At 37.1% G+C, this 13929-nt stretch carries 13 protein-coding genes; 8 read left to right on the top strand and 5 right to left on the bottom strand.

What is annotated here, in order from left to right:
• The first annotated feature begins 41 nt into the window (after nt 1–41).
• Both O7776_RS05355 and O7776_RS05360 read left to right on the top strand, forming a co-directional pair.
• Nucleotides 42–737, top strand: coding sequence for a tRNA (adenine(22)-N(1))-methyltransferase (locus O7776_RS05355; RefSeq protein ID WP_274309584.1), 696 nt, complete (start codon nt 42–44; stop codon nt 735–737).
• Entirely contained in the window at nt 734–1855 is a 1122-nt protein-coding gene (locus tag O7776_RS05360) for a Nif3-like dinuclear metal center hexameric protein (protein WP_274309585.1), read from the top strand. The genes O7776_RS05355 and O7776_RS05360 overlap by 4 nt, the downstream gene beginning before the upstream one ends.
• 61 nt (nt 1856–1916) lie before the next feature.
• Here O7776_RS05360 and O7776_RS05365 read toward each other — a convergent pair whose 3' ends face one another.
• From O7776_RS05365 to O7776_RS05375, 3 genes are all read right to left on the bottom strand, one after another.
• On the bottom strand, nt 1917–3725 hold the full coding sequence (locus O7776_RS05365; RefSeq protein WP_274309586.1) for a beta/alpha barrel domain-containing protein: 1809 nt from the start codon (nt 3723–3725) through the stop codon (nt 1917–1919).
• 255 nt (nt 3726–3980) lie between these two features.
• Nucleotides 3981–5234, bottom strand: a complete 1254-nt coding sequence (locus tag O7776_RS05370) for a dicarboxylate/amino acid:cation symporter (protein WP_274309587.1) — start codon at nt 5232–5234, stop codon at nt 3981–3983.
• A gap of 343 nt (nt 5235–5577) precedes the next feature.
• On the bottom strand, nt 5578–6633 hold the full coding sequence (locus O7776_RS05375) for a DctP family TRAP transporter solute-binding subunit (RefSeq protein WP_274309588.1): 1056 nt from the start codon (nt 6631–6633) through the stop codon (nt 5578–5580).
• Nucleotides 6634–6731: 98 nt separating this feature from the next.
• On the opposite strand from O7776_RS05375, the gene O7776_RS05380 reads away from it, so the two are divergent.
• Entirely contained in the window at nt 6732–8330 is a 1599-nt protein-coding gene (locus O7776_RS05380) for an ATP-binding protein (protein WP_274309589.1), read from the top strand.
• A gap of 16 nt (nt 8331–8346) precedes the next feature.
• A complete protein-coding gene (locus O7776_RS05385) occupies nt 8347–9054 on the top strand; it encodes a response regulator (protein WP_274309590.1) in 708 nt (235 codons plus the stop codon).
• Between the two features lie 55 nt (nt 9055–9109).
• Here the strand turns inward: O7776_RS05385 and O7776_RS05390 are convergent, their stop codons facing one another.
• On the bottom strand, nt 9110–10078 hold the full coding sequence (locus tag O7776_RS05390) for a 4-hydroxy-3-methylbut-2-enyl diphosphate reductase (protein ID WP_274309591.1): 969 nt from the start codon (nt 10076–10078) through the stop codon (nt 9110–9112).
• Nucleotides 10079–10306: 228 nt separating this feature from the next.
• On the opposite strand from O7776_RS05390, the gene O7776_RS05395 reads away from it, so the two are divergent.
• The 4 genes from O7776_RS05395 to O7776_RS05410 all read left to right on the top strand — a co-directional run bounded on the left by O7776_RS05395 (nt 10307) and on the right by O7776_RS05410 (nt 12969).
• Nucleotides 10307–10579 carry a YuzB family protein gene (locus O7776_RS05395; protein WP_274309592.1) on the top strand — a complete coding sequence of 91 codons (273 nt, stop codon included), beginning with the start codon at nt 10307–10309 and terminating at the stop codon, nt 10577–10579.
• 198 nt (nt 10580–10777) lie between these two features.
• On the top strand, nt 10778–11512 hold the full coding sequence (locus tag O7776_RS05400; RefSeq protein WP_274309593.1) for an HAD-IIB family hydrolase: 735 nt from the start codon (nt 10778–10780) through the stop codon (nt 11510–11512).
• Nucleotides 11513–11522: 10 nt separating this feature from the next.
• Complete coding sequence (locus tag O7776_RS05405) at nt 11523–11975, top strand: GNAT family N-acetyltransferase (RefSeq protein ID WP_274309594.1); 453 nt, start codon at nt 11523–11525, stop codon at nt 11973–11975.
• A gap of 307 nt (nt 11976–12282) precedes the next feature.
• Nucleotides 12283–12969 (top strand): MBL fold metallo-hydrolase, encoded by a 687-nt coding sequence (locus O7776_RS05410; RefSeq protein WP_274309595.1) that lies wholly within the window; start codon nt 12283–12285, stop codon nt 12967–12969.
• Between the two features lie 409 nt (nt 12970–13378).
• Here O7776_RS05410 and vrrA read toward each other — a convergent pair whose 3' ends face one another.
• A complete protein-coding gene (vrrA, locus tag O7776_RS05415) occupies nt 13379–13888 on the bottom strand; it encodes a VrrA/YqfQ family protein (RefSeq protein ID WP_274309596.1) in 510 nt (169 codons plus the stop codon).
• Nucleotides 13889–13929: the final 41 nt, after the last annotated feature.

Below are 13929 nucleotides of genomic sequence, written 5' to 3' on the forward strand. Positions count from 1 at the left end.
AATGAAAGTAATTTGTTATATAGAAAAGAGGAACTATTTTTATGAACGCTCAAAAATTATCAAAACGATTGGAAACAGTGGCGTCATTTGTACCAACAGGAGCAGTCGTAGCTGATATCGGCAGTGACCACGCTTATTTACCATGCTACTTAGTACATAAAGGGATTGCAGCACGTGCGGTTGCGGGTGAAGTCGTAAAAGGTCCTTACGATTCAGCCGTACGTCAGGTGCGCACAGAAGGGCTATCAGAAAAAATTACGGTGCGTTTAGCAGATGGCCTTGCAGCAGTAGAAGAAGCAGATGGTATCACAGCTATTACAATTGCAGGTATGGGTGGTCCGTTAATCGTATCCATTTTAGAAAAACACCCACAAGCCTTAAAAAATGTGACGCGTCTCATTTTACAGCCGAATATCCATGCAAAGGCGATCCGCGAATGGGCACTTGAACATGGATGGGCATTGCAGGATGAAGTGATTTTACAAGAAGATGGCAAAGTGTATGAAGTACTAGTATTGCAACGCGGTTCGATGGATTTAAATGAAGCACAAACATTACTAGGACCAAAGTTAATGAACACAAAAAGTGCGGTATTTGTGGAAAAATGGTCTCGAGAAGTAGCAAACTGGCAGCGTGTACAACAAGCGATTAGTAATGCCGAACAAACAGACGAAAATAAGGCAAAGTTTGATGAATTAACACATTTAATTGCGTTGGTACAGGGGGCGATTGCGTGAAAAACGTAAACGGTAACGAAATCATTCAACTTTTTGAATCATGGTCACCAAAAAAGTATGCCTGCATGCCGAATGACCCGATTGGCTTAGCGATTGGAACTTTAAATAAACAGGTATCAAAGGTGTTAGTGACATTAGACGTTACGCATGAAGTCGTAGAAGAGGCAATTGCACAGGGCTGTGAGTTAATCATTGCCCATCACCCACCAATTTTTATGAAACTATCCAATTTACGTACAGATAATCCACAAGGTGCGCTGTACGAAAAGTGTTTAAAAAATGATATCGCGGTTTACGCGGCGCATACAAATTTAGATGTCGCTCCAGGCGGTGTTAATGATTTATTAGCGGATGCCTTACAACTAGAAAATCGACAAATTTTAGATTATTCTTACGAAGAAAAAATGATGAAGCTTGCTGTATTTGTACCAGTTGCTGAAAGTAATAGGATGCGTGAAGCGTTAGCAAAAGCTGGCGCAGGTCAAATCGGGAATTATGAGGCATGCAGCTACACAGTTGCAGGTGAGGGACGTTTCCGCGCATTAGATGGAGCGAATCCGACTGTAGGAGAAGTGGGCGAATTGCATGTGGAGAGCGAAGAAAAAATTGAAGTAGTGTTCCCACAATCAATAAAAAATAAAGTATTGAAAGCGATGTTAAATGCACATAGCTATGAAGAGCCAGCTTATGATTTATTTATAATGGATATAGTAACAAACGAGCAAGGCTTAGGTCGAATTGGTAAGCTGAAAGAGCCGATGACATTGCACGAATTTGCAGAGTTTGTGAAGGTGCAGTTAGATGTACCTGCATTACGCGTAGTAGGGCCATTGGATCGTGTCGTTCAGAAGGTTGCGGTTGTTGGTGGAGACGGCAACAAATACATTAAAACTGCAAAATTTGCGGGGGCGGATGTATTTGTGACTGGAGATATTGGCTTCCATATGGCGCAAGATGCAGAGGTGAATGGCCTATGCATCGTCGACCCAGGACATCATGTGGAAAAGGTAATGATTAAAGGGGTAGCAGAAAAAATGACTGCCTTATGTGGGGATAAAAAACTTCCAGTAACATTCATTCAATCAACAATCCATACAGAGCCGTTTAAATTTATATAAAAGCAAAAAAAAGTTGTTCATTTTGATAATCCGAAATGAGCAACTTTTTTAGGTTGTAAAATTATTTTGGCTGTTGCATTAAATAAGAATAGGATAATACTAAGCCGACAACATAAAGCACACATAAAAAATAGAGTGGTACTAGATGAATGAAGCTTGTGTATCCAATTGCAAAATGTGTTCCAATCCCCGCTAAAAACGCAGGAAGTGCACCAAAAGCAAGAGTAAACCATAGCCAGCGTTCGCTTGCGCGGAATCCCCAAAGTGATAAGCAAAGTACAAGTATACCAACACTGACAAGCGCACTACCAAAACCAGCTCGGTCATGGGCAATTACAGGAATTAAACGGTCGCTAATAGCTTGTAGCGTAGCTGCGTCCATGCATAAAAAGCTAATATCTGTTGTAACGAAAACGGTTGTAATGCCAATTGTCGAAATTACCAAGCCGCCGATTAATAATGAAAATCCGAGTATGACAAATAAAAGTTGTCCATAAACAGCACGTTTCCATGCAAGGTCATTTGTGTCATGCCAACTTTGCGGACTGGCTTTGAGATTCTTTCTTTCACGCCAGCTCATAATGTAGATAGGGAGAAGTGCCAACCAAAATAATCCATGTAACCAATCAAAATAACCATAGCCGATGAATAGTAAAATACCTAAAAAGCCAATGATTGCGGCACTATGAGAGGTTAATTTCGCCCAATGAAGCTGCCGACGTAATCCAAAATAGGCTAGTGTCATATACAAAATACCTGCAGAAATCATCGTCCCCGCGAGCGACATCCGATCATGTGCCATAAATGCTATTATTTTTGGATTAATTAATAATAATTGACTACTCGTTAGTCCAATAAATTTTTCATCGTACTGTAAAATGACAGTTGTTAGTGCAAAATAGAGTGCAATGAAGCCACCAATAAAAATCGAAAGGCCAAATAGAAAGGACCAATGCCATTGCGATGTAGAATGGGAGGGCATTTTATCTACTAAAAGCCGTTCGTGTATTCGCTTTGGTAACCCTGGACCTGCATTTACATAGCCTTCTGTTAGCATCATTAAATCTGCTCCCGCTTTATTTAAAATAAGCGCATCTGAAGGAGCGTTTATTGCTCCATTCGTAATGATTGGGAGATTTGAAAATTGCTTTTTCATGAGCTGGACGGCTTCTTGAAGTAGATTTAACCCATCTGCTTGTTCGATTAGGCGGTCTCCTCTATTTGAATATGGGGCGTCAATTACAACGCCAGATATGGAGTTTGCAAGCTGAATTGAGGACTGCACCTGATTTGCCGAGAGAATTTGATAGATCGGTACGCCAACTTCATAACGAAGCAACTCAAGCTGTTTTGAATATAAAAAGAAACCATCAACAAACGGTGAAAGCTGTTCCATACAGCGCTGTAAATCTACTGTACATAGGCTTTCATCTAAGCGAGCAAATAGCGGCACATGAAATTTATTTGCAACAACGACCTGTAATGCTCGTTTTAGTGTTACCTTTTCACTTGAAGTGGAAAAGGCAATCTGATTTTGCTGCCATTGTGGGGCGATTTGGGTAGTAGGTGCTCGGAAAACAATCGGGCCAATTTCAATATAGCCAAAGCCCAGCTCTTGAAAGGCCTTGGTTCCGGTTAATTCAGGATCAAGCATGCCACTCAAACCAATGGGCGACTTAAAATTTGTGTTGTTTAACTGTTTATGCAAAAGTGAGCTTGTTGCATTGTGCCCTAAAAATTCAATAACATGTTTCCCACCTGGCAGAGAAGCTATGGTACTCATGGAATAATGGATAAATTGCCGGCTTTTTTTAGCTTCAATTTTCGAAAATGCGATTTTTTTTAATGGATGATATGACCAATCAGGCATAAAATTTCACCTCAATTTTTTCCAATTATCTAATAGTTTAACATAGCTACTGTTTGAAAAGAGAAACAGGAAAATTTAACTTCGTGCGGAAAATCCTGAGTGACCACCATCGTGTTAGGCTAAGTCCCGGCGGATGTCACAGATTTTAAGGGGATTTTTTCAAGTAAACTTAAAAAAAAATCTGGACGGGATTACGCTGAGGTGTAATTGATAATACAAAAAAGCCCCTCATTGATGCATGAGGAGCTTTTGTAATTATGCTTTTACAGGAATTGCTTTTGCAGCCATTTCCTCGTCAAAGTCATTTTCTGATTTAGAAATAACGACACATGCTACCCCATTACCAATTAAGTTGGTTACAGCACGTGCTTCTGACATGAAGCGGTCAACCCCGATTAATAATGCAATCCCTTCAACTGGAACCATTGGGAATGCGGCAAGTGTTGCAGCTAATGTGATGAAGCCAGAACCTGTTACACCAGCAGCCCCTTTAGATGTTATCATTAATACCCCTAGAAGTGTTGCAATTTCTAACCAAGATAAATCTACACCGTAAGCTTGTGCAATGAATAATGCCGCCATTGATAAGTAAATAGAAGTCCCGTCTAAGTTAAATGAATAGCCTGTAGGGACAACTAAACCAACAACTTGCTTTCCGCAGCCATAGTTTTCTAACTTGCGCATCATTGATGGCAATGCCGATTCAGAAGAAGATGTACCAATTACGATAAAGATTTCTTCTTTAATGTATGCGATGAAACGGAAGATGTTGAAGCCGAAGTATTTCGCGATTAAACCTAATACAATAACAATGAATAAGAACATTGTAATATAAACGGCTGCCATTAATAAACCAAGTGATTTTAACGAATCTAAACCAAAGTTACCAATTGTGTATGCCATTGCACCGAATGCACCGATTGGTGAGAATTTCATTACAATTCCTACGATTCTGAAGAAGATTTCGGATACTTGCTCAAAGAACGTAATAACTGGACGAGTTTTTTCACCTAAAGATGCAGCAGCGATACCGAATAGTACAGCAGCAAATAATGTTGGAAGTAATGCACCTGACGCAATCGCACCTACGAAGTTTTCTGGAATAATGTCATAGATGAACCCACTTAAACCAGCTTCACTATTTGCATCCGCAGCGTCTGTATATTTAGAAATATCCGCATCCGCAGCTTTTGATGTGTCAATTCCAGCACCTGCGTTTACAGTAACAGCAACCACAATACCGATTGCAAGTGCGATAGTTGATACGATTTCGAAGTAAAGTAATGCTTTCCCTCCGATTTTCCCAACCTTTTTCATATCGCCCATGCCACCAATACCGATAACAACTGTTAGGAAGATAATTGGTGCAATTAACATTTTAATTAACTTGATGAATAAATCAGCTAAGATTTTTAAGCTTGCTCCAAATTCAGGCCAAATTGCCCCTACGATTACCCCTAAAATAATCGCGATTATAACTTGGATAGTTAGATTTTTTAATAGTTTCACGATTGCTTCCTCCTAGAAAAAATTTGGTAGATAAGTATGTATAAATTTCTCAAAGAAATCTACATAAGAAAAGCGGCATTTTTCGTTAAGTAAAGCGAAATGTAATTTTCTTATATGATAACGTTTACATTTGCAATGATAGCGTATGATTATTCAAAATATTTATTTTGATAATAAAAAACTTATCGTTCTTTTTGTTCAAAATTGCTCGAAAAATACGGGAGCTATTGATACATAGGGGGTTTTGTTGTTATATTACTGATGTTTCTAAAATTGAATTTGTACTATAACAAAATAAAAAAGCTACTTATTTTGATAAGTAGCGAAGTTTTGTTCATTATGTTCAATTATTTACTTCTGAAAGTTCCTCTCGAAGTTGTTTTAAATAGTTTTTTGAAATTTGTTGCTCATAGTATTGATAAATAGGTTGCAGTACTTCTTTCCATTCGTTACGTTGTGCTTCTGTTAATGTATAGAGCTGTGCTTGACCAGAGCGTTGAAGCTGTTGTAAATTTTCGGCATTGAGTTTGACTGCCTCGTCATGCTGCCAGCGTTGAAGCTCATTGATGGATTCCGTTATTATTTGTTGTTGTTGCTTTGTTAGGCTGTTCCAAAAATCTTCGTTCATTAAAACGCTATATGCCAAAATCCCATGATTAGATTGTGTAATATGTGGGTGCATCTTGTAATAGCCTTTTGAGTAGATGTTAGAGATTGTGTTTTCCTGACTGGCAATTGTGTCATTTTGAATCGACGCATACAAATCATTAAATGACGTTACAATAGGCTCTGCATGGAGTAATTGGATTTGTTTAATCAGTACTTTACTTGGCATTGAGCGCATCGTTAGACCTATGAAATCAGAAGTGTCTAGCAACGGACCATTTTTTGCTGCCATTTGTTTAAAGCCATTGTGCCAAAAGGTAAGTCCATGGATATGTATAGATTCAAGTTCTTTTAGAAGCTGTTCACTTAAGGGACCATGTAGCACTTCATATACTTGTTCATTGTTTTCAAATAAGAAAGGTAGGTCGAGTACTTGCCATGATGGGAGCTCTTCGGTCAGTTTTGAAAAGGTTGGTGCAATCATTTGGATGTCACCCTCTTTTAATGCAGCAAGTTCGTTTTTATCATTGTATAAAATTCCGTTTGGATAAATATGAACAATCATATTGCCGTTAGATTTTTCATTAATTAGCTCGGCAAATTTACTCGCAGCAAGTCCTTTTGGGGTATTTTCAGCAACAACATGACTAAAGTTGATAACGATTTGATCCTTAAGTCCGATTTGTTCATCATCATAGGGAAGATCGCGCTGATTCCAAAAATCAAAGCGAAATGAAATGGAAATAATTAGTGCAGCAATTGTTATAAAAGCTGTAATGATATAAAAACGCATAATAATCGCCTCTTTTTCTGGAATATTAAAAATAGTTTGCAAAATTGACTACAAATAGAAGTTGTTTGTTATATTATATAGCAAAAAGGAGGCGGAAAATGAAAACAAAACAATTAACGATGAATGGAAAAATTGTATTACTAACTTTTTTCATAATCGCCTTTTCCTTTTTAGTTGCAGGTACATTATTATTAAGTAATTTAGCGCAAAATAATGAAGAAACATTAGGGCAGCGCGCCATGCTTGTTGCACGTACGATATCTGATTTACCGGATATCCAAAAACAATTAGAACAAGATAATTTACAGCTTGCTCAAACCAATATTAATAAAATGATATACGATATTAAAATAATAAATAAAGCAGAGTACATAGTTGTCATGAATATGGACCGCATCAAATTATCGCATCCATCTCCAAATCAGCTTGGACAAAAAAGCAACTCGACGGATATTGACGCAGCATTTAGTGAAAATTATTATATTTCAAAAGCAATAGGAGAACAAGGGAAAATGGTGCGAGCATTTGTACCTATTTTAAATGATGCAAGAAAGCAAATTGGTGTCGTAGTTGTAGGCTTTGCGCTCCCTACGTTTTTAGATATATTAAAGCAACATGTAAATGAAATTTTTGTAACAGTCGTGCTGTCTATTTTATTTAGTATTTGGGGTGCACATACATTAGGCCGCCATATTAAACATCAGATGTTTGGCCTTGAGCCTCAAGAAATTGCGAAGGTATATGTAGAACTTAATGAAACCTTCAACGCGATGCATGAAGGAATTATCGCTGTCGATAAAGATATGATTATTACGATTTTCAATAAAAAGGCGAGCAAAATTTTAGGAGTTAGGGGTAATCCGAAAAAATATATAGGAAAGTATATTTTTGACGTGTTACCTGATACGCGTTTGCCAGAAATTGTGGAAAGTGGTCGCACTGTGTACAACCAAGAAATTTATGTGAATAGTCATAGCATTTTAAGTAACCGTATTCCCATTTTTGTAAACGGAAAAACGGTAGGTGCGGTTGCAGTATTCAAAGATTTAACTGAATTTAAGCAGCTTGCAGAAGAATTGACTGGTGTAAAGGCGTTTGTACAAGCACTTCGTATCCAAACACACGAGTATAAAAATAAACTTCATACAATCGCCGGATTACTGCAGTTAGGGCATCATCAGCAAGCGCTTGATTATTTATCTCAAGTGAAAATTCAGCATGATGAAGTAACAAAATTTTTAAACGAGCGTATATATAATGAAAATATTTCGGGGCTGTTACTGAGTAAAATTAGCCGTGGTAAAGAACTAGGAATCGACGTGAAAATTGACGAGGAAAGTCAATTAACCCATTTTCCAGCGCTTTTAGACCACCATGATTTTGTACTGTTGTTCGGGAATTTGATTGAAAATGCATTTGATGCACTAGTAGGTGTCGAACGTGAGTATAAGGAAATACTCATTTCGATTGATGATAATGATGGGATGATTGCCATTATGGTATCGGATAATGGAGTAGGCATACCGCAAGAGCATCAGGAACATATTTTGGAAAGCGGTTTTTCAACAAAGCAAAATGCTAATCGGGGAATAGGTTTGTTTTTAATTAATGAAATTGTTAAAAAAGGTAATGGAACAATTGAAATATCAAGTGAAGTAAACAAGGGGACAACATTTATTTTGACATTTGAGTTTTAATGAGGGGGCTTTTCACTTGAAAACGATTCAAGTATTGCTAGTAGAAGATGATCCTATGGTACGCGAAGTGAATCGCCAGTTTATCGAGCGTGTTGAAGGGTTTAAAGTTATGGATATGGCATCAGATGGTAAAAAAGGAATCGATAAAATTAAAGCGCTGAAGCCGGATTTAGTTGTGATGGATATTTTTATGCCAGAGCAAGACGGTATCGAGACACTGCATCAAATTCGTTCTGAAAATTTAAACGTGGATTGTTTAACGGTGACTGCAGCGAATGATGTACAGACGATTCAGCAAATTTTACATCTAGGTGTGTTTGATTATATTATGAAGCCGTTTACGTTTGAACGTATGGAGCAAGCACTAATTCAATATCGCAAGTTCAAAGAAAAGATGTCTTCAGCAAGTGATGTATCGCAAGCCGAGCTAGATGAAATGATTGGACAAGCGTGGCAGCCAATAAATGAAGAACCAGAGCAATTAGTAAAAGTATCGCAGCATTTACCGAAAGGCTTTAACCGCGCGACGATGGACAAGGTGCTTATATATTTAAAGGAATGTGAAACAGGGGCATCTGCTGATGATGTGGCATCAGGAATTGGAGTAGCTCGTGTTACAGCGCGTCGTTATTTGGATTATATGGAAAAAAACAAAATGATTCGTGTAGACATCCAATACGGCAGTGTAGGTCGTCCTGTAAATCAATACTTTTTTGGTGAATAAGTAAAGAGATTAAAAAAAAGTGTCCAAGAAATAGTTCTCGGACACTTTTTTTATATTAATGGGGCATGATTTTTTCAACGGGCTTTGGTTCTTTAATTTTCGGTAGAATTTTGTCGAGTGTTACTGAACGAACGATAGTATGTGTGGAAGGATCATTTTTGTCGTACTTTTCGATGAAAGCAAGCACTTCTTTTACGATAGGTGTTGGTGTTGATGCACCTGCTGTAATCGCAACCGTTTCAACATTATCAAACCATTCTAGCTTTAACTCTGAAATATCAGAAATACGGTACGATGGTGTACCGGCGATTTCTACAGATACTTGTGTTAAACGATTGGAGTTGTTTGATTTTGGGTCGCCAACTACGATTAATAAATCAGCGGCACCCGCTTGTTCTGCAACCGCTTCTTGACGAACTTGTGTTGCTAAGCAAATTTCTTTGTGTACTTCGATATGCGGGAACTTTTCTTTTAAACTATCCATTAAAAAAGCAACGTCCCATTGACTCATTGTCGTTTGGTTCGTAACTAAAATTTTATCACTGACAAATGTCAAATTGTCGATATCACGTGTTGATTGAACAAGGTGAACATGTTCAGGAGCAACCCCGATTGCGCCTTCTGGTTCTGGGTGTCCCTTTTTACCGATGTAAACAATTTCATAACCTTCCGCTGTTTTTTCACGAATTAAATCATGTGTTACCGTAACATCAGGGCAAGTTGCATCAATTGCTACAAGTCCTTTACGTTTTGCAATTTCACGGATTTCAGGTGATACACCGTGAGCAGTGAAAATAACAGTCCCTTGTTCAACTTGCTCAATAATTTCTTTACGGTTTTCACCGTCTAATGTGATAATTCCATCTTGTTCGAATGCATCTGTTACATGTTTATTGTGTACAATCATACCTAAAATGTAGATTGGTCTTGGTAAAGTTTTATCAAGTGCTGCATTTCGTGCGATAACCATTGCATCTACAACACCATAGCAATAACCACGTGGGGTAATTTTAATGACTTTCATTGTACGAAACTCCCTTCAAAGCTCTGTAATATTTATTATATAGGACGTTATAGGATTATTCAAAGTTCGGTTACTAATAAATAGTGGTATTTGCGTAATTGATTAGTAGCAAGCTTCGTAAGAAAAGTCGTTGATTGTTCAAAACTTTGTGATTTTTTGCTTTTTTAACAGAAAATTGTACTAGATGTTTTGTATAATGATAGCAATAGTATTTTGGAGGGATGAAATATGGCATTTTCATTTTTTAAAAGAAAGAAGGACTTAAAAAATCAAGTGGAGTTTTGTATGACGAATATTTCACTTGGTTCGGCCGATGTTTATGATGTTTTACTGGAACGTGATGATGTAGAAATCACAGAATCAGGCTGTACATCAAATTGTGAAATATGCGAGTGTCAGCTATTTGCAATTGTTAATGGTGAATTGATAGAAGAGGAAACAGCAGAGCAGTTATTAAAAGCGGTTGAAAAAGAATTAGAGGAAAGCTCAGTTATTGCATAAGGTGATAGCTCTATTGCATGCACATTAGAGCTTTTTTATTTGACTCAATACGGAATATAAAATTTATTTTTAATATTATAGAGGCTGCTAAAGAAGCCAGGCCGATTTTTCTTGAATTTTGATTCAAAAAGTACAAATAATCGAGGGAATTTTCCAATTCATAAAATTTTATGTATCATTACTGTGTGAGGTGAAAATATGATTTTTGTATTTGATTTAGATGGTACTATTTGTTTTCAGGGGGCACCGTTAGATAAGAAAATTGTGAACGCATTACATACGATTCAAGCGCAGGGGCATGAAATCATTTTTGCATCGGCACGTCCGATTCGTGATATGTTGCCGGTTCTTCCAGAATCTCTACATCGTTGTCGCATGATTGGCAGTAATGGTGCTTTTACGTATGTAGGTGGGCATATAGAAGTGGAATTTTTACAGTCAAATATTCAAAAGCAAATTATTGAGCTAGTTGAAAAGTATCAATTAGCGTATTTGGCAGATAGTGATTGGGATTATGCGTATACAGGAAGTGTCGATCACCCCATGTATAAAGGTATTGATAGTGCAAATAAGGCAACTAAACGCTCGATTTATGAGCTAGAGGGTTTTTCCAAGGTATTATTATTTAATCCGCCAACAAATGTTATGCAGCATGTAAAAACATGGCCAGTTACAACGTTTGAATATACAGAAGAAGGAATTCTGGATATTTTTTCACAGCATTTAAACAAAATTAAAGGGCTTGAACGTTTAGGTGTGTCACAATATATTGCATTTGGTAATGATATTAATGACCGTCTAATGTTTGAGCAGGCTCTTCACAGTGTTTGTGTTGGTATGCATAGTGTTGGAGAAGTGGCGACCGAGCGAATAGCAGAAGCAGACGTGCATTTGAAAATTGTAGAGCTAGGTCAAATTTGGGGCAACCAATAGGGGTGGAACAATGATTCGCCAAGTGTTTGAGAATAAGGAAGTATATATGGATCTACTGCTATTAGCAGATGAACAGGAAAGTATGATTGCTCGTTATTTAAAGCGCGGGGAGTTATTTATTTTTGAAGACATACAAGGTGATGTAAAAGCGGTGTGTGTTGTAACTCATGAAAGAAATGGATTGTTTGAATTAAAAAATTTAGCGACGAAGCCTACCGAACAGCGTAAAGGCTACGGCAAGCAAATGGTGGATTTTGTTTGTGAACATTTCAAAAAGCGTGGTCATACAATGCAGGTTGGGACTGGAGATAGTCCGCTAACGATGCCATTTTACGAGGCATGTGGGTTTACCAAGTCACACCAAATTGATAACTTTTTTATCGATCATTACGATCATCCTATTTTTGAAGCAGGTCAGCAGCTTGTACATATGATTGTATTATCGAAAAAATTAAACTCGTGAAGCTACCATTTTCCAAGCTACTTCATTATTTTGTTTGGTACAGGGACCGCTTTACCAAACTGTTTAAGCTTAACGCTCATTGACTTTCAAGACGTCAAATGGATCTGCGGGAGCGATATTTAGCATAGGTTACTATTTACTCGTCAGCGCTACAATCTATGGTATTTGCATTTTCCATAACGGAACAGTCCTTGCGATGCCACTATATTTTTTAGTACTAGGGATTGTTATGCTTCTAATAAGCCTACCCTTACTTAATAAAAAGGTGCATCGAATGTTTCATAATCGAGCAATATGGGGGAAGAAAATGAAGATATTAGAACTACCAATTGAATTTGAATTTAATGGACAAAAAAATTATATTTATCCAAGCTTAATTATATCAAATAATGAATTAACATTGGTCGATACAGGTTATACAAATTTTTTAACTTTAATTGAAAATGAAATTTTAAAAAATGGATATGAAATGGAGAATTTAAAGAATATAATCATTACCCACTATGATGATGATCATATAGGTTCCTTATATGATTTCAAAGAAAAGTATCCATGGATTAACATTATATCTAGTGAAATTGAATCAATATACATTAGTGGTGAAATGAAGTCAGAGAGATTGGTTCAAGCCGAAGAAATGCTAGAAAACATGCAAAATGAGGAAATCGAATTTGGTAAATGGTTTATACAGCAATTAAAGAATTTGAAGCATGTTTCAATTGATGAAAAGGTCCATGATGGTGATATGATTCTAGATAACAAATGTAGAGTAGTAGCAACACCTGGGCACACTTCAGGGCATATTTCATTATATTTTCCAAGTTTAAAAAGTGTAATTACAGGTGATGCAGCTGTTCATGAGAATCATGAATTGGTGATTGCTAATCCACACTTTTGTTTAAATATTGAGAAAGCAGAACAGTCTTTGAGAAAAGTAAAAAATCTTAAAGCTGAAATTTACTATTGTTATCATGGTGGGAAATTTACTATATAAATTGGGACTAAACGTAAATATGCTGTAGTTTTAAGTATATTTTTACCTTGATGGCAGAGATATACTTAATTTTATTTTTTGGAAGTTTTATGATTTGTATAATATTTTTATAATTTATAATCCTGAATTATTTCAAGATTAACTTTCATGTAGTCAAAATTGTATCTAATAATTTTTTAACAACTTGAAAGAGGATTACTACACACGAACTGTAGTAATCCTCTTATTATTTTACTTCAAAAGAAAATAACTTTATTAGCTATTTCAACTACTCCCACTTACTCATTGGGTTCGGGAAACGATAAATTTATCAAGGGTATCCATAAAGATGCCACAATAATTCATGCTATTTGGTGTGAACTATTTTTTCTAATATTAAAACTAAACCGTTACTAAAACACTTTTAGATTCATTCTAACGGGGGTTGGAAAATTTTTGGTAAGGATGGTTTTGGTGTTCTTGGTTCATTTGGCTGTTGTGGTTGACGTGATCCGCGTTGCTGTCTAGGTGGTTGTTCTACAGGTGCTACAATTGTTGAAGATTCTAGTATATCTGGGGAACTTTTAAAACCTCGGTACATTCTCCATAAGGCTGGAAGATTTTTAAGCATTGGCGTTGCTTGTTGGATATAAGGTGTGAATTTTTGCGCATTTTCAAAGAGGCTATTGGCACCTGATAAAAAACCTTCCAAGCGAGGTGTTCCAGCAGCAGCGTTTGCTACCGGCATCTGTGGCGGCATGGGAGGCATAGAGTTCATGGGCATAGAATTCATCGGCATAGCATTCATGGGCATAGTATTCATAGGCATGCGCGCATTCATCGGCATGTTCATCATATATGGTGCATACATCGGAAAGCGTGGGGTAACGGGCATTTGCGGCATCATTCCCCCAGGAGGCATGTAAAATGGTCGTCGCATAATGAGCTCCTTCCTCAATTTCGTCATCAAAAGTTGCATTT

This window comes from Solibacillus daqui, from assembly GCF_028747805.1.
Lineage (GTDB): Bacteria > Bacillota > Bacilli > Bacillales_A > Planococcaceae > Solibacillus > Solibacillus daqui.